Annotated in this window: 18 protein-coding genes; 8 read left to right on the forward strand and 10 right to left on the reverse strand. The window is 61.8% G+C overall.

What is annotated here, in order from left to right; genetic code table 11:
- Positions 1-24: 24 nt before the first annotated feature.
- Positions 25-1,416 (reverse strand): NAD-dependent succinate-semialdehyde dehydrogenase, encoded by a 1,392-nt coding sequence (locus TU80_RS24370; protein ID WP_046383987.1) that lies wholly within the window; start codon positions 1,414-1,416, stop codon positions 25-27.
- Between the two features lie 489 nt (positions 1,417-1,905).
- Between TU80_RS24370 and adhP the strand changes: the two genes are divergently transcribed.
- The 3 genes from adhP to TU80_RS24385 all read left to right on the forward strand — a co-directional run bounded on the left by adhP (position 1,906) and on the right by TU80_RS24385 (position 4,567).
- Positions 1,906-2,916 (forward strand): alcohol dehydrogenase AdhP, encoded by a 1,011-nt coding sequence (adhP, locus tag TU80_RS24375; protein WP_017847956.1) that lies wholly within the window; start codon positions 1,906-1,908, stop codon positions 2,914-2,916.
- Positions 2,917-3,094: 178 nt separating this feature from the next.
- Positions 3,095-3,712 (forward strand): LysE family transporter, encoded by a 618-nt coding sequence (locus TU80_RS24380; RefSeq protein ID WP_046383985.1) that lies wholly within the window; start codon positions 3,095-3,097, stop codon positions 3,710-3,712.
- A 93-nt stretch (positions 3,713-3,805) separates the two neighbouring features.
- Positions 3,806-4,567: an SDR family NAD(P)-dependent oxidoreductase gene (locus TU80_RS24385; RefSeq protein ID WP_079443487.1), complete on the forward strand. Its 762-nt coding sequence runs from the start codon at positions 3,806-3,808 to the stop codon at positions 4,565-4,567.
- Positions 4,568-4,653: 86 nt separating this feature from the next.
- Here TU80_RS24385 and TU80_RS24390 read toward each other — a convergent pair whose 3' ends face one another.
- Together TU80_RS24390 and baeS are read right to left on the reverse strand one after the other, a co-directional pair.
- Entirely contained in the window at positions 4,654-5,337 is a 684-nt protein-coding gene (locus TU80_RS24390; RefSeq protein WP_057005566.1) for a response regulator, read from the reverse strand.
- Positions 5,338-5,340: 3 nt separating this feature from the next.
- Entirely contained in the window at positions 5,341-6,726 is a 1,386-nt protein-coding gene (gene baeS, locus TU80_RS24395) for a sensor histidine kinase efflux regulator BaeS (RefSeq protein WP_046383982.1), read from the reverse strand.
- A gap of 144 nt (positions 6,727-6,870) precedes the next feature.
- On the opposite strand from baeS, the gene TU80_RS24400 reads away from it, so the two are divergent.
- From TU80_RS24400 to TU80_RS24415, 4 genes are all read left to right on the forward strand, one after another.
- Positions 6,871-8,055 (forward strand): efflux RND transporter periplasmic adaptor subunit, encoded by a 1,185-nt coding sequence (locus TU80_RS24400; RefSeq protein WP_046383981.1) that lies wholly within the window; start codon positions 6,871-6,873, stop codon positions 8,053-8,055.
- Positions 8,056-8,057: 2 nt separating this feature from the next.
- The gene (locus tag TU80_RS24405) at positions 8,058-11,192 is read left to right on the forward strand and encodes an efflux RND transporter permease subunit (protein ID WP_057005567.1); all 3,135 of its coding nucleotides are present in this window, start codon (positions 8,058-8,060) and stop codon (positions 11,190-11,192) included.
- Positions 11,189-12,583, forward strand: a complete 1,395-nt coding sequence (locus tag TU80_RS24410; RefSeq protein WP_057005568.1) for an efflux transporter outer membrane subunit — start codon at positions 11,189-11,191, stop codon at positions 12,581-12,583. Before TU80_RS24405 ends, TU80_RS24410 begins: the two co-directional genes overlap by 4 nt.
- A gap of 86 nt (positions 12,584-12,669) precedes the next feature.
- Positions 12,670-13,371 (forward strand): MlaA family lipoprotein, encoded by a 702-nt coding sequence (locus TU80_RS24415; RefSeq protein WP_057005594.1) that lies wholly within the window; start codon positions 12,670-12,672, stop codon positions 13,369-13,371.
- A gap of 122 nt (positions 13,372-13,493) precedes the next feature.
- On the opposite strand, the gene TU80_RS24420 is transcribed toward TU80_RS24415, so the two are convergent.
- From TU80_RS24420 to TU80_RS24450, 7 genes are all read right to left on the reverse strand, one after another.
- Entirely contained in the window at positions 13,494-14,249 is a 756-nt protein-coding gene (locus TU80_RS24420) for an ABC transporter ATP-binding protein (protein ID WP_017847952.1), read from the reverse strand.
- Positions 14,243-15,304 (reverse strand): FecCD family ABC transporter permease, encoded by a 1,062-nt coding sequence (locus tag TU80_RS24425; RefSeq protein ID WP_057005569.1) that lies wholly within the window; start codon positions 15,302-15,304, stop codon positions 14,243-14,245. The genes TU80_RS24420 and TU80_RS24425 overlap by 7 nt, the downstream gene beginning before the upstream one ends.
- Positions 15,301-16,470 carry an ABC transporter substrate-binding protein gene (locus TU80_RS24430; protein WP_057005570.1) on the reverse strand — a complete coding sequence of 390 codons (1,170 nt, stop codon included), beginning with the start codon at positions 16,468-16,470 and terminating at the stop codon, positions 15,301-15,303. Before TU80_RS24430 ends, TU80_RS24425 begins: the two co-directional genes overlap by 4 nt.
- Positions 16,471-16,490: 20 nt before the next feature.
- A complete protein-coding gene (locus TU80_RS24435) occupies positions 16,491-18,866 on the reverse strand; it encodes a TonB-dependent receptor (protein WP_057005571.1) in 2,376 nt (791 codons plus the stop codon).
- A gap of 111 nt (positions 18,867-18,977) precedes the next feature.
- Complete coding sequence (locus tag TU80_RS24440) at positions 18,978-19,955, reverse strand: FecR domain-containing protein (protein ID WP_057005572.1); 978 nt, start codon at positions 19,953-19,955, stop codon at positions 18,978-18,980.
- Entirely contained in the window at positions 19,956-20,471 is a 516-nt protein-coding gene (locus tag TU80_RS24445) for a sigma-70 family RNA polymerase sigma factor (protein WP_026140148.1), read from the reverse strand.
- A 135-nt stretch (positions 20,472-20,606) separates the two neighbouring features.
- Positions 20,607-21,851, reverse strand: coding sequence for an MFS transporter (locus TU80_RS24450; RefSeq protein ID WP_057005573.1), 1,245 nt, complete (start codon positions 21,849-21,851; stop codon positions 20,607-20,609).
- A 116-nt stretch (positions 21,852-21,967) separates the two neighbouring features.
- Here TU80_RS24450 and TU80_RS24455 point away from each other — a divergent pair, with 116 nt between their 5' ends.
- Positions 21,968-24,178, forward strand: a complete 2,211-nt coding sequence (locus TU80_RS24455; protein ID WP_057005574.1) for a TonB-dependent receptor — start codon at positions 21,968-21,970, stop codon at positions 24,176-24,178.
- Positions 24,179-24,267 lie beyond the last annotated feature (89 nt).

Here is a 24,267-nt window from a genome sequence, read left to right on the forward strand (position 1 = left end):
TTGGGACAAAGAGCGCTGTTGAACTCAGAACGGGGCGTCGATATCGACCACGACAATGAGCTTGTGGTTGACGAACTCCTTGAGCCCGAGACCGATCAGCTCGCGGCCGTACCCCGAGCGGCGCACGCCACCGAAAGGCAGATCGGCTTCGACCTTGGTCGGATGGTTGACGAACACCATGCCGGTGGAGATTTTCTTCGCGACTTCTGCGCCATGCGCCGTGTCCGAGGTGAATACCGAACCGCCGAGGCCGAACGGCGAGTCGTTGGCGATACGCACTGCATCGTCTTCATCCTTGGCGCGGAACACCATGGACACCGGGCCAAAGAACTCCCAGTAGCGAGCGGGGTTGTCTTCGGCGACATCGGTCAGGATCGTCGGCTGCACGAATGCCCCATCGACAGGCACGGGCGGCCCGACTTCTTCGGCCTTGGCGCCAAGCTTCACGGCTTCGAGGATCTTTTGTTTGACCTCATTGGCCGCGCTTTGCGAGGAGAGCGGTGCCAGGGTCGTTTTCGCATCGAAGGGATCGCCGGCCACCAACTCCGCGACGCCCTTGCGATAGAGCGCGAGGAAGTCGTCATAGACCGCATCGACCACGATCATGCGCTTGGAGGACACGCAGACCTGCCCGGCATTCCAATGCCGGCCGAACACCGCCCATTTGCTCGTTTTCGCCAGGTCCGCGTCGGCCAGCACGACGAAGGCGTCGGCGCCGCCGAGTTCCAGGGTGGATTTTTTCAGCGCTTTACCCGCTTGCGACGCAACCACCGCACCGGCGCCTTCCGAGCCGGTCAAGGCAACGCCCTGCACGCGGGCATCGTTGATGATCAGCTCGATCTGCGAACGCGTGGCGTACAGATTACGGAAGGCGCCGTCAGGCAGGCCGGCATCCTTCATCAACTTTTGAAAGCCAGCGGCGCTTTGCGGCACATTCGCTGCGTGTTTGAGAAGCACGGTATTACCGGCAGAAAGCTGCGGCGCCAGAATGCGGGCGATCTGGTAATAAGGGAAGTTCCACGGCTCGATCGCCAGCAGCACGCCGAGCGGTTCGCAGACGAGAACCGCCTCGCCCTCGGCAGGGTCGAGGACCGGGAGTTTCTCCGGCTTGAGCAAGGTTTCGGCATTGCGCACATAGTATTCGAAGATTTTTGCCGACAGCTCGACCTCGGCTTTCGCCTCGGCAAACAGCTTGCCCATCTCCAGCGTCAGTACCCTGGCAAAGGCGTCGCTGTCCTTGCGCAGGATATCGGCCGCATTCTGCAGGATGCGCGCACGTTCGGCGAAAGATGTGTCCTTCCACGCCAGGAAAGCCTCATGGGCCTTGCCGATGGCCGCGGTGACTTCTGCATCGGTCGCATCGGGAAAGGTTTGCAGTGTCTCGCCCGTATAGGGATTGATTGTTGCGTATGCCATGTAAAAGCTACTCCAGAACCGTTTCGACTAAATGGCCAACCCGCCGCTGAGTGCATATGCCGGGCCTGCCGAAGGTACACGAGGAACAGGTTTCAAACATGGAGCCAAAGGTCGCAGGCCCACCCAGACCCGAGAGATCGGGGAGCTCACTTGACGTTCAGGGCGGCGGCGACGGTCACTGAAAGCGGCCACGATGATCTGCCGATCAGCGTCTCCTGTTGATCTTTGTCATAGAAAGGCAAAGAAGAGGCGTCCTTGCGCGGGTTGCCTGACTAATAGGCATCCCCCTTTTGCGCGACTTGTGCCATAAGACCGGTAGCGTTGGCGACCCGATGGCGCAGCAATAGCATCCATTGACTCCCCGACCCTGGGGCCGGGTGGCGGGCATTGCGCCAGACTTCGGAGCGCTGGAAGGGTGGTGCTGTACTGCTTTGGCATTTGTTGGGCCCGCTGTAACGCAAGCTCACTCACGGATACAAGGAGATAAGCATGAAAGCTGCTGTTGTTGCCCAAGGGCAACGCGTGAACGTGATCGAAAAAACATTACGGCCTCTGAAACATGGTGAGGCTCTCCTTAAAATGCAGTGCTGCGGGGTCTGCCATACCGACCTGCACGTCAAGAACGGCGATTTCGGTGATAAAACCGGGGTGATCCTAGGCCATGAAGGCATCGGTATCGTGCAGCAGGTAGGACCAGGCGTCACCTCTCTGAAGCCCGGTGACCGTGCTAGCGTAGCCTGGTTCTTCCAGGGCTGTGGGCACTGTGAATACTGCAACAGCGGCAACGAGACACTCTGCCGCAACGTAAAAAACTCCGGTTACACCGTGGATGGCGCAATGGCCGAAGAGTGCATTGTCGTCGCCGACTACTCGGTGAAAGTGCCTGATGGGCTTGATTCTGCGGCGGCGAGCAGCGTGACCTGTGCTGGCGTAACGACCTATAAAGCCGTGAAGGTTTCCAATATCCGCCCTGGGCAATGGATTGCGATCTACGGGCTGGGCGGCCTGGGGAATCTGGCGTTGCAGTACGCAAAAAATGTATTCAACGCCCGAGTGATCGCCGTGGACATCAACGATGATCAACTGCAGTTCGCCAGGGAAATGGGCGCTGACCTGGTCATCAACTCCCGCAACGAGGATGCCGCAAAAGTTATCCAGGAGAAGGTCGGCGGAGCTCACGCGGCTGTCGTGACGGCCGTCGCCAAGGTCGCGTTCAACTCTGCGGTGGATGCCCTGCGTGCCGGTGGACGCCTGGTCGCAGTTGGGCTTCCGCCTGAAGCCATGAGCCTCGATATTCCTCGGTTGGTGCTTGACGGGATCGAGGTGGTCGGCTCACTGGTCGGTACTCGACAAGACCTCGTAGAAGCCTTCGAGTTTGCCGCGCAAGGCAAGGTGGTGCCGAAGGTAACATTGCGTCCGATCGAAGATATCAATGAGATCTTCGATGAAATGCAGCAAGGGAAAATCAAAGGCCGCATGGTGATTGATTTGAGTCATTGACGGGCCATTGGCAGTCGCTCGGGCGGCTGCCAATACCGTTGGCTCCTCGCGACGAGAAGCGCAGCCGATCGCTTTTGCCGATAGTTTCTGGATGGTTTTCTCACCTGCATCGCTAGATATTGAGGCGAGGTTGATGATAGGTTTTGCGTCCAAAACCATCCTGCGCGGGAGATAACCGATGTTTGGCGTGACCGACTATGGCGCTTTCATCATCGCCTTCATCATCGTCCTGGCCATTCCTGGCCCCGGCAATTTTGCCCTCATCACGGCGACCGGCAAAGGCGGGATAAAAGCGGGTTTGGCTGCGACGTGCGGAGTGATACTCGGTGACCAGGTGCTCTTATGGCTGGCGGTTGCTGGCGTCGCAACCCTGCTGGCCGCGTATCCGGCAGCGTTCCATCTCATTCAATGGTTGGGTGCGTCGTACTTGGCGTGGCTGGGCCTGCGAATGTTGTTTAGTCAGGCTGGGGCCGCGCCGCGCAAGAGCCGGATGGATAACGGCCATTTCCTGCGTCAGACCATGATGATCACGTTGCTCAACCCCAAGGCGATCATCTTCTACATGGCCTTTTTCCCGTTGTTTGTCGATCCGGTGAAGCATCAGGGCATAGTGACATTCGCGTTCATGGCCGCGACCGTAGCGGTGGTGACGTTCCTCTATGGTTTGATAGCCGTCCTATTGACCCACAAGCTCGCTCAGCGCATGCGGGCCAACCCGCGCATCGCCAATCTGCTGGAGCGCTTGGCCGGCGTTTGCCTGCTGGGGTTCGGCGTCAAGCTGGTCGCCATGCGCTGAATACGAGCCGTTGGTTTACCCTGGCAGTGATGCCGACGTTGCCCGCTGGGTGCTACGGTGATGGCTTTTTAGCAACCCATTCGAGATGTCCCTATGAAACCCAATCCGACAATCGATAACGTATTACGCGTCGCGTTGGTTACAGGGTCCACTTCCGGTATCGGCGCAGCCATTGCACGTGCACTAAGCCGGGCAGGCTATGCAGTGGTGCTCCATTCGCGAAACTCTGCGGATACGGGACGCGCTATGGTTGCCGAAATGAAGCAGGCTATTTACGTGCAAGCTGATCTTGCTTTTGAAGCTGACAGGGTCAGGCTTGTTAATGAGGCGATCGCCGCGTGGGGGCAGCTCGACGTATTGGTCAATAACGCCGGTATTAGCAGAGTCATTCCGCACGGCGACCTTGCCTCGGCCAACTCGACGGTGTGGCACGAACTTAACGAGGTTAATGTCGTGGCGCCGTTCCACCTAGTCGCATTGGCCGAGTCGGCATTGCGCGATGCCGCCTGTTACCGTCGAGCAGGTTGCGTCGTAAACATCAGTTCGCATGCCGGTATCCGTCCTAAGGGCGCATCTATTCCCTATGCGGTAAGCAAAGCTGCGCTTAATCACATGACCCGCTTGCTCGCGGTATCGCTGGGGCCAGAAATTCGCGTAAACGCTGTGGCGCCTGGCTTGGTCGACACGCCGCTGACCGCAGAGTGGACAGAGGCCCAAGAGTTGTGGCGAACTCGTGCCCCTATGCGCAGGGCCGCTAGCCCAGATGACATCGCAAACGCTGTTGTAATGCTGGTCGAGTCGGACTACTTGACCGGCGAGATACTCCTCTCAGACGGCGGGTTGAATCTGACCTAGGTTTAGCGTGCTCCGGTATCTGGAGATGGTTGCAGGCGTTCCGCTTGCGCCTCGTTGACGGTGCCGATGTGTGTTATTTCGAGGTATCAGGCCTCGGAAAGCTGAAACCGATAACCGACCCCATACAACGATTCGATGGGCGTTTCCCCTGGGCACGCCTGCTCCAGCTTGCGCCGCAGGTTGCGGATATGGCTGTCCACCGTGCGGTCGGTGACCACGCGGTGGTCGGAGTAGATCTTGTCGAGCAGTTGGTCACGGGAAAACACGCGGCCGGCAGAGCGGGCGAAGGTGCTGAGCAGCCGTAGCTCCAGGGGGGTGAGGTCCAGGGCGATGCCGTCTATCGAGGCGCGATACTGCGCTTCGTCGATCAGCAGGCGCTGCGCCGAGCTGACCAGCAGTTGGGGCCCGCGGCGCAGGATGGCCTTGACCCGGGCCACCACCTCCCGGGGGCTGAAAGGCTTGCAGATGTAGTCGTCGGCCCCCAGGTCCAGGCCCAGCAGGCGGTCCACCTCTTCGACGCGGGCGGTGATCATGATGATCGGCACGGCGCTGAAACCGCGCAGGTCCTGGCAGATTTGCATGCCGTCACGCCCGGGCAGCATCAGGTCGAGCAGGATCAGGCGCGGTGTTTGCGCACGCACGGTCGGCACCACCTGCAAGCCGTTGTCCAGGCACACGGTCGAGTAGCCTGCCGCGACCAGATAATCCTGCATCAAGGCGGCCAGCTTCGGTTCATCTTCGACAATCAGGATCGGGCTTTTGTCGGTCATGGTTCAGATATCCCGTGGCAAGCGCAGGGTCAGCCAAAGGCCGCCGAGGGGCGAGTGAGCGGCGCTGAGGCTGCCGCCGTGGGCGAGGGCGATGTTGTGACAAATCGCCAAGCCCAGACCGGCACCGCCACTGGCACGGTTGCGCGATGATTCGCCGCGATAGAAGCGCTCGAACAGGCGCGGCAGTTGCTCGGCCGAAACCCCTGGGCCGGAGTCGATGAAGTCGATGCACACATTCGCGCGATCGACGACGGCGCGGATGCGGATGAGCCCGTTCGGGTCGGTGTAGCGCACGGCATTTTCCAGCAGGTTGGAAAACAATTGCTGCAGGCGGCTGGCGTCGGCCAACAATTCCAGGGGCTGCGACGGCAGCTCCAGTTCGACGCGCAGATGCCGGTCGTTCAAACGCTCCTGGAACATCGACACGCTGGCTTGCAGCAGTTGATCGAGTCTGCACGCGCTCTTGCGGTAGGTCAGCGCGCCCACATCCGCCAGGGACAGTTCATACAGGTCATCCACCAGTTTGCTGAGCATGCTGACCTCACCTTGCAAGGACTTCATCGACCCTTGGTTCAGGGTGCGAACGCCATCCTCGATGGCCTCCAGCTCACCGCGCAACACCGACAGCGGGGTGCGCAACTCGTGGGAGACATCGGCCATGAACTCGCGCCGCATCTGTTCATTGCGCTCCAGGGTATAGGCAAGTTGGTTGAAGTCCCGCGCCAATTGGCCCACTTCGTCATTGGAGGCCACGGCCACCCGGCTGCCGTAGTCGCCGCTTGCCAGGCGGTGGGTCGCCGCCGCCACCTTTTTCACTGGCTCCAACAGCGTGCGGGCGATCCACCAGGCAATCAGCATCGCCAGCAACAGCGAAAAGGCGCCCATCACCAGGCTGGTGCGTAACTGGTATTGCTGGAACCGTTCGCCGCCGGCTTCGGTCACGCTCTGGAACGGGGTCACGGCCAGCCAGCCAACGGTTTTATCGGCCACCACAATCGCGCGCAACAACGCATCGTTGCCGATATCCGGGTAGCCGTTCACGCGTTTTTTGTGTTCATCCAGCAAGGCGATGCGAAACAGCGCGCCTGTCAGGTCCGATGCCATGGGCGTGCGCAAATCGTTCTTCGCCGGATCTTCGCCGACCTCGGGCCGCATGATGTCGAACCAGCGATCCGACCGGTTGCGCAGGAACTCCCAATTGCCTTCGCGCGCATAGGCGCTGGCCAGGCGCGGCAGCACGGGGGCCATGCGCTCCAGCGCCTGCTCATTGAGATAGCCGAGAAAGCCCCGCCCGAAACTCCAGCTCGTCGCCACCCCCATGCTCAGGATGACCAGCAGCACGCCGGCCAGTACCGCAATAAACAGTTTGGTGGAGATACTCAACTTCATGGAGGTGGGCCGTTAAGAATGGATTGGGCCATTTAGGCCCTGGCGAAGAAAAGATTCAACCCGGCCGGGCAATCTTCAATTTTCCTGCACATTTGCCTTGCACGATGGCGCTGACTCAAGCCATCCCGTCTTGTAGAGGCCGCTATGTCGACGAAAATCTTCGCCAAATACCTGGTAACCGCCGCGGTTTGCCTGTCCTTGTTCATTCTGGTCCTGCTGGGCGGTTGCTCCGGCGGCGAGCCGGCACCTCAAGCGATCACTCCGAAAGTCTCGGTGATCAGCATAAAACCCCAGAGCCAAGTGCTGACCACCGAGTTGGCGGGGCGTACCCAAGCCTTCATGGTGGCGCAGATTCGCCCGCAAGTCGGCGGTATCGTCCAGCGGCGGCTGTTTGTCGAGGGGGCGGATGTCAAGGCCGGCCAAGCGCTCTACCAATTGGATGCGGCGTCCTATACCGCCGCCCTGGCGCAGTCCGAGGCGAGCCTGGCCAAGTACCGCGCCACCCTTAAATCGGCGCAGGCCACCGCCAGGCGCGACGCCGAACTGGTGAAGATCAATGCCATCAGTCAGCAAACTAACGAAGACGCTCAGGCCACCTTGCTGACGGCCGCCGCCGACGTGCAAGTCGCCGAGGCTGAAGTCCAAACCGCCCGCATCAACCTGGCTTACACGCGCATCACCTCGCCGGTCAGCGGGCGCATTGAAACATCCACGGTGACCCCGGGCGCGCTGGTGGTGGCCAATCAGGACAGCGCATTGACCACCGTGCAGCAACTCGATCCGATCTACGTGGACGTTACCCAATCGACCACCGAACTGCTGCGCCTCAAGCGTGACCTGGCCAGCGGCGTGTTGCAGTCCAATGGCAACGGCGAGGCGCGCATCAGCCTGAAGCTGGACGACGGCACCACCTACAACCAGCAAGGGCGGCTCAAGGTCAGCGGGGTGAGTGTCAACGAGGGCACGGGCACCGTCACCCTGCGTGCCGAATTCGCCAACCCGGACCACCTGCTGCTGCCGGGCATGTATGTCCGCGCGGTGCTGGAACAGGCGCGCGATGACCAGGCCATTCTGATCCCGCAAAAAGCGGTGAACCGCAGCGCCAGCGGGGTGACCACTGCGTTGCTGGTGGTCGACGGCAAGGTTGAACAGCGTGAGCTGACCATCGATCGCGCGGTGGGCAATCAGTGGTGGATCACCGCGGGCCTGAAGGCGGGTGATCAGTTGGTCGTCGAAGGCGGACAAAAAGTCCGTGCCGGCGCCGCCGTCCAGGTGCAGGACGCCAATGCTCAGGCGGCCACGCCGTCCACCCCTGTGAAGGAGGGTTAAGCGTGGCGCAGTTTTTTATTGATCGACCGATTTTCGCCTGGGTCATCGCCATCGTGATCATGCTCGGCGGCAGCCTGTCCATCAGCCAGTTGCCGTTGGAGCAATACCCCGACATCGCGCCGCCCACGGTGAAGATTTCCGCGACCTACACCGGGGCCTCGGCCAAGACCGTGGAAGACTCGGTGACCCAGGTCATCGAACAGCAGATGAAAGGCCTGGATAACCTGACCTACATGTCGGCCAACAGCAGTTCGGCGGGCAGCGCCAGCATCAGCTTGACCTTTACCGCCGGCACCGACCCGGATGTGGCCCAGATGCAGGTGCAGAACAAGCTGCAACAAGCCGAGTCGAGACTGCCGCAATCGGTACAAAGCGAAGGCCTGACCGTGACCAAGGGCGGCTCGGACTTCCTGATGATTGTCGCCCTGGCATCGGATGACCCCAGCGTTACCGGGACTCAGATCGGCGACTACATTTCCACCACCTTGCTCGACTCCATCAGCCGCATAGACGGCGTCGGCGATGTGCAGACTCTGGGATCAGGCTATGCCATGCGTATCTGGCTGGACCCGGCCCTGTTGGAAAAATACGCGCTGATGCCTTCGGACGTCAGCAGTGCCCTGGAGGCGCAGAACACCGAAGTCTCCGCCGGGCAGCTGGGGGCTTTGCCGGCGATCAAGGGGCAGCAGTTGAACGCCACGATCAGCGCCCGCAGCAAACTGCAGACCGTCGAAGAGTTTCGCAACGTGGTGGTCAAGTCCAGCAGCGACGGTGCCGTGGTGTTGCTGGGCGACATCGCGACCTTGGAGCTGGGCAGCGAAAGCTACGACATCAGCAGCGCCCTCAACGGCAAGCCCGCCGCGGCCATGGGCGTGCAACTGGCGGCAGGTGCGAATGCGCTGAGCGTCGGCAAGGCGGTCAAGGCCAAGCTCAAAGAGATGGAGCCGTTCTACCCGACTGAAATGCAGCTTAAAAACGTGATTGCCTACGACACCACGCCGTTTGTCAGCCTGTCCATCGAGGAAGTGGTCAAGGCCTTGGGCGAGGCCATCGTGCTGGTGGTGTTGATCATGTTCCTGTTCCTGCAAAACCTGCGGGCGACGCTGATCCCGGCGATTACCGTACCGGTGGTGCTGCTGGGCACGTTCGGCGTGTTGGCGATGTTTGGCTATTCGATCAACACCTTGACGATGTTTGCCATGGTCCTGGCGATCGGCTTGCTGGTGGACGATGCCATCGTGGTGGTGGAAAACGTTGAGCGGCTGATGGGCGAGGGGCTATCGCCCGTGGCGGCCACGCGTCAATCGATGCGTGAAATCAGCAGCGCACTGGTCGGCATCACACTGGTGCTGAGCGCGGTGTTTATCCCCATGGCGTTTTTCGGCGGTTCCACCGGGATTATCTATCGGCAGTTCTCGGTGACCATTGTTTCGGCGATGGTCCTGTCGGTGCTGGTGGCGATGACCCTGACCCCGGCGCTCTGTGCTTCGTTGCTCAAAACGCGTGATGGCCGCGGGCATGGTGCTCAGCACGGGTTCTTCGGCTGGTTCAACCGCACCTTTGAACGTGCCAGCGCCGGTTACGAGCGCTGGGTGGGTGTGGTGCTGAGGCGTTGGGGGCGCAGCCTGTTGCTCTATGGCGCGGTGCTGGTGGTCATGGCGGTGGGGTACATGAGCCTGCCCACGTCGTTTCTGCCGGACGAAGATCAGGGGATCCTCATGGCACAGATCCAGTTGCCAGTCGGGGCGACGGACAGCCGCACGCAAGCTGTGATCAAGCAGTTCGAGGACTACATCCTGAAACAGCCCGAAGTCGAAGCGATGATCAGCATCAGCGGGCTGGGCATGGGGGGTAACAGCCAGAACACCGCGCGCGCGTTTATCCGTCTCAAGGACTGGGACGAACGCGGTGGGCCCGGTCAGGGGGCGGCGGCCATTGCCCAACGGGCGACCATGGCGCTCTCCAGCATCGGCGATGCCGACGCTTTCGTCATGCAACCACCGACGGTGCGCGGCCTGGGCCAGAGCTCGGGGTTCGACCTGCAACTCAAGGACCTCGCCGGCCTGGGCCATGATGCGCTGGTGGCGGCCCGCGAACAGTTTCTTGAGCTGGCCAGAAAAGACCCGCGTTTGTTGGGCGTTCGCAGCAACGGCCTGGACGATGCGCCGCAGCTCAAGGTCAGCATCGACGACCGCAAGGCCGGAGCGCTGAGCCTGAGTACCAGCGACATCAACACCACCTTGTCGACGGCGTTGGGCGGTACGTATGTGAATGACTTTCTCAACCAGGGCCGGGTGAAAAAAGTCTACGTGCAGGGCCAGGCATCCGCGCGTATGCAGGCCGCGGACCTTGATCATTGGTTCGTGCGCAACAGCAGCAATGAAATGGTGCCGTTCTCATCGTTTGCCAGCAGCACCTGGAGTTACGGCTCGCCCTTGCTGGAACGCTATAACGGGAACGCCTCCCTGGAAATCGTCGGTGACCCCGCGCCAGGCGTGAGCTCCGGCGACGCGATGGACGCGGTGGAAGCCATCGTCCGGCAATTGCCCCAGGGCATCGGCTACGAATGGACCGGGCAGTCCTATCAGTTGCGGCTATCCGGCTCCCAGGCTCCGTTGCTCTATGCACTCTCCGTATTGTTTGTGTTCCTGTGCCTGGCCGCGCTCTACGAGAGTTGGTCGGTGCCGTTTTCGGTGATTCTGGTGGTCCCCCTGGGGGTGATCGGTGCAGTGCTGGCGACCCGTGTCGCCGGGTTGAGCAACGACGTGTATTTCCAGGTGGGGCTGTTGACCACCGTGGGCCTGGCCGCGAAAAACGCGATCCTGATCGTGGAGTTCGCCAAGCACCTGCAAGAGCAGGGCAACAGCCTGATCGATGCGACGCTGATCGCGGTGCGCCAACGCTTGCGGCCGATCCTGATGACGTCCCTGGCCTTCATGTTCGGCGTGTTGCCGTTGGCCTTGAGTAGCGGCGCAGGCTCCGCCGGGCGTCAGGCCATCGGTACGGGCGTGCTGGGCGGTATGTTCAGCGCCACGGTGCTGGGGATCTTCTTTGTACCGCTGTTTTTTGTGCTGATCCGCCGCCGTTTCGGCAGCGAGCGCAGTACTCGTCAATCTGCCCCGACAGGTGATGCATGATCAAGTCACATTGGCCTTTGCTGGCCGCCATGGTCCTGGGTGGCTGCGTCAACCTGGCACCCCAGTATGAGCGGCCGGAAGCGCCTGTTTCCGCGCAATGGCTGCCGACCGCCAGCCTGCCGAAAGGGCAGGCGGGGGCCGATGTCAAATGGCAGCAGTTCTTTACCGACAGCCGCCTGGCACAGTTGCAGGCGTTGGCGCTGGCCAATAACCGCGACTTGCGCCTGGCCAGCCTGAATGTCGAAAAGGCCCAGGCGCAGTACCGCATCAAGCGCGCGGACCTGTTTCCCACCATCGATGCCAGCGTCAGCGGCACCCACAGCCGCACGCCAGGGTCGTTGTCCAGCACCGGCACGGCGGCCACCACTCACGATTACAGTGCGCAATTGGGCTTGAGCAGTTATGAACTGGACGTGTTTGGCCGGCTACGCAACCTGCGGGATGAGGCGCTGGAAGACTACCTGGCGCTGACGGAAACCCGACGCAGTACGCAGATCAGCCTGGTGGCCGAAGTGGCCACCGCCTGGCTGACCCTGGCCGCCGACAACGAACGGCTGCTGCTGGCCCAGGAAACCCTGACCAGCCAGTTGGCCACCTACGACCTGACCCAAAACAGCTATGCCCTGGGCGGCTCCTCCGCGCTGTCCGTGGCGCAAGCCCAGACCACGGTCGAGTCGGCGCGCGGCGATGTGGCGTCCTACGAGAGCCAGATTCTGCAGGACCGCAATGCCTTGCGCCTGTTGGTCGGCAGTGACCTTCCCGAGGCACTCTTGCCGGGCACGCACTTGGAGTCGGCGGCGGTGCTGGTGGACATACCGGCGGGCCTGCCGTCGAGCCTCTTGCAACAACGCCCGGATGTGCTGTCGGCGGAACACACGCTCAAGTCGGCGAATATCGACATCGGCGCGGCCCGTGCGAAGTTTTACCCCAGCATCAGCCTGACCGCCAACGCCGGCTCGTCCAGCTCGGCATTGGCCGGCCTGTTCAAATCCGGCAGCGGTGCCTGGACCTTTGCCCCGAGCATCAGCGTGCCGATTTTCGACGCCGGGAGTAACCGCGCGACCCTGGATTCGGCCAAGGTCGAGCGCGACATCCAGATACAGACTTATCAGCAGACCCTGCAGACCGCGTTCCGCGAAGTGGCCGACGCGCTGGCCGTGCGCAGCACCCTGGATCGCCGGATCGCCGCGCAACAGGCGCTGACCGACGCCAGCCGCAAGAGCTTCGAACTCTCGGACGCCTTGTACCGGGGCGGGTCGCAAAGCTACCTGGAAGCCCTGGATGCACAACGCTCGCTCTACAGCGCCCAGCAGGACCTGATCACCCTGCGTCTGACCGAGCAGAGTAACCGCATCACGTTGTACAAAGTGTTGGGAGGCGGTTGGAATTAATGGCCCTGTCTCTTGCACACACAATCGCCGCGATGGAACGGCTGGCGCGCGTCAAATCGGCTGACTTCATTCAATGGGAAATCAACATGCGTGAATCTCGTTCCACTTTAAGCCGTTGCGCTCAGGTACTGACCTGCGCCAGTTTCATAACGCTTTCAGCCCTTTGCCAGGCGGATTCCGACAAGGACCCGTGGGAGCGTATCAACCGACCCATTTTCTCATTCAATGACACGCTGGATACCTACGCACTGAAACCCCTTGCCCAGGGTTATCAATTTGTCACCCCGCGCATTGCGCAAGACGGCGTGCATAATTTTTTCAACAATCTGGGGGAGGTCAAGAACCTGGCGAACAACTTACTTCAAGCCAAGTTCTATAGCGCCGGGGTTGATACGAGCCGCTTCTTACTCAACAGCACCATTGGCCTGGCAGGATTGGTCGATGTCGCGACGCCCATGGGACTGCAGCGCAATGACGAAGATTTCGGTCAAACCCTCGGTTACTGGGGGGTAGGTAGTGGTCCTTATCTTGTGCTGCCACTCTTGGGGCCCAGCACACTTCGCGATGCGCCGGCCATCTTTCCCGATATCTACGCCAACCCGGTTCGTTACATCGGCGACGTTCCGACGCGTAATAGCCTGTACGGCCTGGGCATGATCGACGGACGCGCTCAATATATAAAATCTGAAAAGCTCATCACCGGGGATAAATACAACTTCATTCGAAGCGTTTATCTGCAACACCGGGAGTTCAAGATCAACGATGGCAACGTAAAGGACGACTTTTGATCAGCGCGGTTCGACCTCGGGATCAAGTTACCCGTTGACACTATCCGGATGCGCCGCCCATCGAAGCCCAGGCACTGATGGCCGGCGCGGCCGTGGAATACAGGCTGGAGTGCTCGCGGCCCTCAAACAATATCGTCGATCAGGATATGAGGCTGCCCGCGACTGCACTGTTCAATGCGGGCCTGGACCTTGTACACAGTGCGCAGCATCTGTTCTGTAATGACCTCACGGCTCGCGCCACTGCCTTGTGCGGTACCGTCGGCAATGACCAGCACCTGATCGGCAAAACGTAACGCCTGGTTCAGGTCATGGATGGCGATGAACACAATGACCCGACGCCGGCGGGCCAATGCCTGCATGAAGTCCAACACCTGGACCTGGCGGTGCATGTCGAGGGCGCTGGTGGGTTCGTCCATCAACAGGATCTCCGGCTCGCGCACCAAGGTCTGCGCGATGGACACGAGCTGTTGCTGCCCGCCGCTGAGTTCGCCGAGGTTGCGAAAGGACAGGCCGGTGATCCCCAGCGCCTGCAATATCTCGTCGACCAGCGTCAGCTCATCATCGTGGACGACCCAGCCGGGCGACAGTTGTTTACGTGCCAGAAGCACCGATTCGTACACCGTCAATCGAGCGCTGCCGTTCAAGCCCTGCGGCATGTAGCTGATGCCCCGCACGCCCTTTTTCGAGCCCTGCAGAATCACCCGGCCGGGGCCGTCGATCAAGCCTGCCATGCGCTTGAACAGGGTGGACTTGCCGGCGGCATTGGGGCCGACCACCGCGACCACTTGGCCACCCATAAATGCGCCGGTCGTGACACCGCTGATGATCGTGCGCTGACCATAGCGGGCACCAAGGTTCTCCAGCTGGATCGTCACCATGAGTTTTTCTTCCCGCTGAGAATCAGAGATATGAAGAACGGCACGCCGATCAACGATGTGACCACGCCGATCGGAAAGATCGCGCCCGGAATCAGGGTCTTACTGACCACCGAACTGACGGACAGAATCAGTGCGCCGGTCAGCAGCGACGCCGGCAGGAAGAACCGCTGGTCTTCACCAATCAACATCCGCGCAATGTGCGGGCCGACCAGCCCGATAAAGCCGATGGTGCCGACGAAGGCCACGGGAAACGCGGCGAGCAGGCTGACCATGATCAACGTCTGAAAGCGCAGGCTGCGCACGTTGATACCAAAACTGGCGGCCTTGTCATCGCCCAGCCTCAGGGCTGTGAGGGCCCAGGCGCGCCTGGCGAAAATCGGCAGGGTGACCACGATCACCAGGCAGATCACACCGAGTTTGGGCCAGGTGGCTTTGGTCAGGCTGCCCATGGTCCAGAACACCACGGCCGCCACGGCTTGCTCGGTGGCAAAAAACTGCACCAGGGCCAACAACGCGTTGAACGTGAACACCAGGGCAATGCCCAGCAGCACGATGGTTTCAGCGGTGACGCCGCGGCGCATGCTCAGGAAGTGGATCAGCAAGGCAGAGAGCATGGCCATGACGAACGCGTTCACCGGCACCATGTACTGTGCCGCCAATGGGAACAGGGCCACGCCAAACGCCAGGCCCATGGCCGCGCCGAAGCTGGCGGCGGCAGAAATGCCCAGGGTGAAGGGGCTGGCCAGCGGGTTGTTGAGGATGGTCTGCATCTGCGCGCCCGCCAGTGATAATGCCGCGCCCACGGCAACCGCCATCAGGGCGACAGGCAGGCGGATATCCCACATCACCACGCGCACCTGCGCCGAAGCGTCGTCCGGCGAAAACAGTGCGCCGAGTACTTCGCGCAGGCTGTAACTCGCCGGGCCCAGGGCCAGGTCAAGCAGGACACTGCAGAGCAGCAGCGTCATCAGCCCGGCGAGGATCAGCCGCTTGCGCAGCACCAGGCGACGGTAGGTCTCGCGCTGCACCACCAGGGTGTCGCTCGATGCGCTCATGGCTTGACCTCGGGGGTGCGCAAGCTGACGAAATAGCCCGGCTCGTAAGGTACCGGCAGAAACCGCTCGTGCAGCTCGCGAAAGGAGGCCTCGGGGTCCAGGTCGGCAAACAGCGTGGGATGAAACCATTTGGCCAATTGCTGGATGGCCACGAACTGGTAAGGGCTGTTGTAGAACTGATGCCAGATCGCATGAAAGGCCTGGTTGTCCTGCGCCTTGATCCCTGCGTAGGCTGGCCGTTGGGTGTACCAGGCCAGTTTGTGCCGGGCTTGCGTCATGTCGGCGCCCGGGCCGACGCCGACCCAATGGCCGCCAGGGGCGAACGCCTCCCAGTTGGCGCTGGTGACTACCACGTGCGCCGGGTTGGCGACGATGACCTGTTCGGGATTCAACTGGCCGAAGGTGCTGGGGATAATGCCTCTGGCGATATTGTCGCCACCGGCCATGTCGACAAAAAGCCCGAAGTTTTCGTTGCCGAAGCTCAGGCAGCAATCGTCCGTGTAACCGCCGATGCGTTCGATAAACACCGCGGGGCGCACAGGCTGCTGCGCCGCGATCACGTCGGTCACCCGGCGGATCTGCCGGTTGCGAAAATCAATGAAAGCCTCGGCACGCGCTTCTTTGCCCAACAGTCGGCCGAACAGGCGCATGGTCAGCTCGGTGTTCTGCATCGGTTGATTGCGAAAGTCGACGTACACCACCGGTATGCCCAGGGCATCGAGCTTCTCGATATAGCGCGCATCCTCGGTGGCATGCTGCGCCTCGATGTTGAGGATGATCACGTCGGGGTGTTGGGCGATCGCTTGTTCGATGTCGAAGGTCCCGTCTTCAAAACCGCCAAAGGTGGGAATCCTGGCAATGGCGGGAAATTTGCGCAGGTAGGCTCCGTAGGTGTCCGGGTCCGACTGGATCAGATCCTTGCGCCAGCCGACGATGCGTTCGATGGGGTTTTGCGTATCCAGGGCGGCGACCAGGTACAACTGGCGACCCTCCCCGAGAATCATCCGCCTGACCGGCAGATGGACCTTGACCTCGCGGCCGAGCAGGTCGGTGACGGTACTGCGCGCGGCATCCGCCTCGGCGGCGGGGGCGGGCAGTGAAGCCCCGAGCAAGCCAGCCACTAACAGCGCCGCGAAGGCGTGGCTGCGTCGAACGATGGTAACCATGGTTAAAGCCTTTGCAGGTGTCAGAAGTCGACCGTGGCCGAGAGTAAAAGCGTGCGTGGCGAGCCCTGGGAAAACGCTCCATAAGAGGCGACACCCGACCAGTACTCGCGATCGAACAGGTTTTGCACCGTGGCGCGGAACGTTGTCGGCCGCTGTGCGATACGCGTGGTGTAACGTGCGCCGAGGTCGATGCGGGTCCAGGGATCCAGTTGTTGGCTGTTGGCCTGGTTGACGTACTGGCGGGCGGTATAGATCGCGCCACTGGTGAACGTCAGCCCCTCGACCCAGGGGATGTCCCATTCGGCCCAGAGGTTGGCTTGTACATCCGGCACGCCGACCGGAGTGTTGCCCCGGTTGGCGGCAATGCCGGTTTTGGTCAACTGTGCATCCAGCAGCGTCACTCCCCCGAGCAGGCGCGCGCCTGGGGCGACCTCGCCAAACAGGTTCAGCTCGATGCCCCGATTGCGCTGTTCGCCTTGCACCGAAAACGTCCCGCCCGACAACTCGCCGCTGGGCTTCTTGATCTGGAACAGCGCCAGGGTCGCCATGAACGTGCCGTAGTCGAGCTTGACCCCGATCTCCTGCTGCCGGGAAACGTAAGGGGCGAAGATCTGGCCTGCATTGGCGGCGTTGGCCGGGGCGACGTCGCCCTTGCTCAGGCCCTCAAGGTAGTTGTAGTAGAGCGACACATGGTCCCAGGGTTTGACCACCACCCCGAACAGCGGCGTGGTCTTGCCTCCGTCATACGCCGTGCTCACCGTACCGGAGGCGTTGTAGTTGCTCGACTCAATATGCTGTCTGCGCAGGCCGAAGGTGACCTGCAGGCGTTGCTCGAGCACCGACAGGGTGTCGGCGATGGCGATGCCGGATAATTGCGTCGCGGAGACCTTTGGCGTATCCGGCTCGGCAATCGAAGGCTTGGGCTGATCGATCGGGTGGTAGATGTTCGACAGGATGACCGCGCCGGATGTGATGCCACGGGACAACTCGTCGCGATAACGCGAGACTTGCAGGGCCGTGACGTGGCCGACCGGCCCGGTGTCGAAGCGTAGGCGCGTGCCCGCATCGACGGTGTAGCGCTGCACGTTGAACTTGTAATAGCCGGGTGTCGAGGCGGTGTCGCCGGCGGCGTTGAGGAGGGTTGGGGTCTGGTCGGACATGCGCGCGACAGCCGACCTGCCGCCACCGGCATGGGCGAAGACGGTCAAGGCGTCGGTGAGGTCGTATTCACCGCTGAGCAACGCGGATTTATCACGGGTTTCGGACCAGCCCCAGTCTTGGCTCACATTGGTCCGCCCATTGGCGGCGGAAGGTATCTCCACGCCCGTGTCGATCAGGAACGGTCGAGATGCCGCGTCGAACTTTTCTTGCTGGGAGATCAGGTCCAGGCTGCCTCGCAGGCGATCGGACCGGTAGTCCAGGGACACGGCGCCGAGCCCGACGGCGCGCGATTGGTCGTCGATCACGGTGTTGCCTTGCTGGACACTGGCGTTGACCCGCACCCCCCATCGGCGTTCCTCGCCAAAGCGCCGGCTGATGTCGATATGATTCCCCAGTTGCGCATCCTGGGCGTAACTGGCGGTGAACCGCGTCAAGTCTTCATCCAGGGAGCGCTTGGGCACCACATTGATCACCCCGCCGACGGCACTGTTGGGCGACATGCCGTAGAGCAGTGCGCTCGGGCCTTTGACGACCTCGATGCGTTCGGCGTATTCGGTGAACACCCGATAGTTGGAGGCCACGCCATAGACACCGTCGAAGGCCAGCTCACCGAGGTTGCCTTCGCCGACCGGAAACCCACGGATAAAAAAAGAATCGACAATCCCGCCGGTCTGCCCGGTGGCGCGGACCGACGAATCGCGCTCCAGCACGTCGCCCACGGTCGTTGCCTGTTGGTCCTTGATCAGCGACGAGGTGTAAGTGCTGACGCTGAAGGGCGCGTCCATTACATCGGTATTACCCAGCATGCCCAGGCGTCCTCCCGCGGCCACCTGGCCCCCCGGGTACACCGGGGGCAAGGTCTCGGCCGGCTGGTCGTGGCCACTGATCGTGGTCTGCGCCAGGGTGACCCTGCGGAGCGCCAAGGTGTAGCTGCCGTCGTTGCGCAGCAGCATGTCCAGGCCACTGCCGGCCAGCAAATGCGCGACTGCCGCCTGGGTCGAGTAATTTCCAGAAAGCCTTGGGCTGATCAACCCTTCAGTGATCGACGGCTCGAAGGACAAGGCAATGCCGGCTTCCACGGCAAAGCTCGACAAGGTTGCGCCGAGCGGTCCGGGGGCAAGGTTGTACGCGCGCACGGTCACTGAATCCAGCTGCACCGGCGCGTCCGCCCGGGCCAAAGGGCAGGCCGCACCGATCAGGGTCAGGCTGAGCAACGCGCTGCGAATGACCGGCATCAATGGGGGGCCCTGTGGCGAGAGGAAGTGGCTGTTCCTTCATTGCCAGTTGAGATCAAAAAAAGTATCAGCCTGGCAATGCTTTTTTTTGCGAGGTTTGCCTTCGCGGCGTCAGGCGGGCGACAGCGTGACCCAATACCCGTTCAAATGGCCGGTGGCGAGCACCGGGTAGGTTTGCACCAGCATGTTCAAGGTGCGTTGGGTATCGCTGATCGGGAAGGCACCCGAGACGCGCAGGTCGGCAATGGCCGGATCGCAGCGCACAAAACCACGACGATAACGCGCCAGCTCGGCAACGAAATCCGCCAGGCGCATCTTGTCCGCCATCAGCATGCCCTGGGCCCAGGCACCGACGTAGCGACCGGCGGCAGTCAGCGCTCCAAAGGTCTGTGAGGAAAAGTCGGTGCGCTGCCCGGCGTTGACGATCAGCGGCGCGGTTTGGCGGTTTTCGGCCAGTTCCACTTTCACTGCGCCTTCCAGTACGGCGAGCTGGGTACGCGGGCCCAGTTCACGCACGGTAAAGCGCGTGCCCAGGGCCTGCATGCGGCCCTGTCGGGTGATGACGAGGAAGGGGCGGGGGACGGAAGCGGTATCCGGTGCGGTCTGCACCAGTATTTCGCCTTCGCGCAGATGGATCAGCCGCTGTTGGCCATCAAACAGCACATCCATGGCGGTGTCGGTATTCAACGTGATGCGTGAGCCATCGGCCAGGGTCAATTCGCGTTGTTGGCCCACGGCCGTGCGGTAGTCGGACGACCATCGGCCTGACTCCACCAGCTTCCAACTGCCCCAACCCGCCGGTATCACCGCCAGCAGCAGGGCCAATTTACCCAGGGCCGCACGCCGCTCCAGATTGCTTGGCCGATCCAGCGCCGACATCGCCAGGGAAGACGGCAAGCCGCCCAGCTTGCTTTGCAGCAATTGCGCCCGCGACCACGCGAGATCGCGCTCGGGGCTGCTGACCTTCCAGCGCTCCCACTCGGCACGCTCGTTGTCGCTCAACCCGTTGTCGCTCAAACGCATCAGCCATTCGGCGGCCTCTTCAAGCACGTCGGGATTCAGCGGTGGCTCTCTGCGCAGCGAGCGCATCTATTCGACCATCATCATGCAGTGCAGGAACGCTTGCTTCATGTAGCGTTTGACGGTGATCAGCGAGACGTCCAGTTGCTTGGCGATGTCGTCGTATTTCAGCCCGTTGATCTGCGACAGCAGGAACGCCCGCTTCACCAGCGGCGGCAGGGCATCGAGCATGGCGTCGATTTCGTGCAGGGTTTCCAGCACCATGAAGTGCGATTCAGGCGACGGCACATCCTGTGCGGGCGCGTTGGCGAGTGCCTCCAGGTAGGCACGCTCCAGCGCCTTGCGTTGGTACCAGTTGATCAGGATGCCCTTGGCCACGCAGCTCAAGTAGGCGCGAGGCTGCTCGATTACCGTGACCTGTGAAGCCAGGATGCGGGTGAAGGTGTCCTGCGCCAGATCCGCCGCATCCATGGCGTTGCCCAGTTTTCTTTTCAGCGTCGCGTACAGCCAGCTGTGATGCCCGCTGTACAGGGCCTCAATCGCGCGCAGGTGACTCGGGTGGTTCGCGGAGTGGGTTTGGCTCATGGCGCGGGCGTGCATCTAATTGAGAAGTATTCCCAATGCTAGTTGACAAGATGCTTGAAAAGCAAGGGGGGATCAGTGCCCCGCGATCGGTGCGATCCCCTGTGCTGGCGTGTCCTTCATCGCCAGGCACCTGGTTCAATCCCGATCCGCGACTTGGTGGGGTTGCTTGCCCGCGGGCCAGTAACGCAGAGCGACGATCAGCACCAGCGCCAGCGCATACGCCAGGCAAACGAACAGATACGTGTAGGGCAGGCCATACGCTTGGCTGAGCAAGCCGCCGATGCAGATACCGGCAATCGAGGCAAACTGCGCGGTGCTTTGCGCGATACCCAGTACATAGCCCTGTCGGGCGCTGTCGGCGGTGGTCGAGATCAGGGCCATCAGCACTGGCGTCGTGGCACCCAGCAGTACTCCCCAGACGAAGTAGGCCAGGATAAACACCACGGGGTTGCGGGTAATGCCCGCCACGGCGGTCAGCGCGATGCAACCGATCACCACGTAAGTGATGCGCTGCAGCGTCTGGCGTAGAGAGCGCTGCTCGAAGTAGCGCGACCATGCCGTCGCCGAAAGAATGAAGCCCAGGGCCAATAGCCCGTAGCACAGGCCGACCACTGAGTGGCTGACATCGAATGTGGAACTGACGTAAAGCGAGAACGAAGTCTGGGGCAGCATTCGCGCCAACAGCAGAATCCCCATGATGCCCAACAGCGACAGCAGGGGCGAGCCGCGCCAGCCGGCAGCGCTGGCCTGGGCGGGGGCGCAGGTGTTTACCGGCGCGGTTTTTTTCACGGGGGGGACGTCCGGCAGTGTCATGGCGGCGATCACCGTGCAGGCGGCGCATAACACCGAGGCCACGATATTGATCCAGAAAAACGTCGCGTAATCGAGAATCAGGCCGCCGAGCACGGCGCCCAGCAACGAGCCGACGTTGGTCGATATCTGCAGAATCGCGAACAGCCGGGCCCGGCGCGACGGGCTTTCGATACTCACGCCGTAGGCCTGCGCCGGGGCAATGTAGCCCGCGAAGGCACCCTGCAGGAAACGCAGGGCCAGGATCGCCCAGATGTCGCTGAAAAACGCCAGGCCGAGCTGGGTCAAGGACAACCCGGCGAGCGCGCGGATCATCATCAACTTGTGCCCGTATCGATCGCCGATACGGCCCCAGAACGCACTGGTCAGCATGATGCCCAGCATCGGTCCCACGTACACAGCGATGCTGGCGAAACTGAAAAGCGCCTCCGAAGAGGCCAGCTCGCGCAGGTGTACGGGCCAGAATGGCCCGCTCATTTCCATCGCGCCCATGGAGACCAGTTGGATCGCGAACAAAAGATAAACAAGGGTCCTGACACTTGAACCCTGAATGACACCTGCATGGGACATGGGACGGCCTCGGCGGATGAACCCGGTAAAAAAACAGGGAGGGATGATACTTTTTCGCAAGTCGGCTGGCATTAGGAGTGATTCCCATTTTCCTACGTTGAAAGGATCCTCTCGTCATGCCCGTTATCTGTCGTCCCTATGGTGAACGCGTGTTAACCCTCGCGATTCGGAGCGCCATGCTGAATGTCGTCTTGGTCGCATGCAGCGCCAATGCCTCGGCGGCTACGCCACAGCCCGCAGCGGGCGACGCGTCAACGCCTGACAGCGCGCAGAGCCTGATCCTCGACACCACCACCATCGACGCCCGCGAGGCTGGCCCCACGGCATTGCCGCCGGTACTGGCCGGCGGGCAGGTCGCCCGTGGCGCGCGCCTGGGGATGATGGGCAACAAGGATGTGATGGACGCCCCGTTCAGTGTGACCAGCTACACCGCCAAAACCCTGGCCGACCTGCAGACAGTGACGGCGGCCGACGCCCTGGAGCGCGATCCTTCGGTGCGGTCCACGGGGCAGACGGGCGGTATCGTCGATTCGTTTTTCATCCGTGGGTTTGCCATCGGCGAAGGCAACCTTGGCGAGTTGGCCTATGACGGCGTGTACGGTGTGGCGCCGAACTACCGGACGTTCACCGACTACGCCGAACGCATCGAGGTGCTCAAGGGGCCCGGTGCGCTGATGTACGGTGTCTCGCCGAACAGTGGCGTTGGCGGCGTCATCAACATCGTGCCGAAGCGGGCGCTGGATGAAGACCTGACGCGCTTTACCGGCAGTTACGCATCGGACTCCCAAGTGGGCGGCCACTTGGACATCAGCCGGCGCTTTGGTGAAGAAAACCAGTTTGGCCTGCGCTTCAACGGCAGCCTCCAGGGCGGCGACACCGCCGTCGATAATCAGAAGCGCGAGGTGGATATCGGGGCCATTGCCTTGGATTATCGCGGCGAGCGGTTGCGCCTGAACCTTGACTACATCAGCCAGAAAGAAAACTTTGACGGCGCCTCGCGCCCCTTCACCGTCGCAACGGGCGTCGACGTGCCATCTGCCGCCAATGGCCGCACCAGCCTGCCGCAAAAATGGGGTTGGTCGGACACCAAGGAACAGTCGGCACTGCTCGGCGGCGAGTATGATTTGAGCGATGCGCTGACCGTGTTCGCCCATGCCGGCGGGGGCAAGTCGGATGTGAAGCGCCTGTCCGACCAGGTGCCCAGGATCCTCAACGACGCCGGCGATACCAGCAATATCCCGGGTTATTACAAGTTCAACGTCGACCGTTCGACCGCCGATGTGGGCCTTCGCGGGCTGTTCGCCACCGGGCCGGTGACGCACATGACCACGCTGATGGCGACCCGTTACCGGGACGAACTGTCCCGAGGCATCACCAATGGTAAGGAGATCCGCTCCAACATCTATCACCCGGTGGATACGCCCAAGCAATACCTCGACGCCCCCAAGGTGCTGCGCATTTCGGAGACGGAACTGTCCGGTGTCGCACTGACGGACACCCTGGGCATGCTGGACGACCGCCTCCAACTGACCCTCGGCCTGCGCCGGCAAGCGATCGAGTCGCGTAACTACAATGCCGCCGGGGCTGTCAGCTCCCGCAACAAAGACACTGCCACGACGCCGTTGCTGGGCGTCGTGGTCAAGCCCTGGGATGACGTGTCTTTGTATTACAACTATGTCGAAGGCTTGAGCAAGGGCGATACCGCCCCAGGCACCGCGAACAACGGCGGCCAGACATTCGCCCCTTATGTGTCCAAACAGCACGAGCTCGGCGTGAAGTATGAACACCACACGTTCATCACGACCGTGGCGTTGTTCCAGATCGAAAAACCCAGCGGCGAGCTGGGTGCCAACAATGTGTATTCCGTGCAATCGGAGCAACGCAACCGTGGCGTGGAGGTGAGCCTGTACGGGGAAGTCGCGCCGGGCACGCGCTTGATGGGGGGCGTGACGTTCCTCGACGGCGAGTTGACGAAGTCCGCCACCGCGGCCAACCGGGGCAACAAACCGGTCGGCGTACCCGACATCCAGGCCAACCTCTGGGCCGAATGGGATACCCCATGGCTGGAAGGCTTTACCTTGACCGGCGGCGCGATCTACACCGACAGCCAATACGTCAACCAGGCCAACACCCAGGAACTGGACGCCTGGACTCGCATCGATGCGGGCGCGCGTTATGCCACGAAGATAGAAGGGCGACCTACGACGTTCCGCGCCACCGTGCAGAACGTATTCGACCGTGAGTACTGGTCGGGCGTCGCCTCCTACGGCGCCTTTTCCCCGGGATCTCCGCGCACCTTGCAGTTGTCGGCCACGGTTGATTTCTGAGGTCGGTGTGGAGTGTGCTTTTCATGACGGCGAATGTGCCGCGCACCGCCGGCGACCGGCTCGATGCAGCGATAGCGGAGTGAGTGTTA

Source organism: Pseudomonas veronii, from assembly GCF_001439695.1.
Taxonomy (GTDB): Bacteria; Pseudomonadota; Gammaproteobacteria; order Pseudomonadales; family Pseudomonadaceae; genus Aquipseudomonas; species Aquipseudomonas veronii.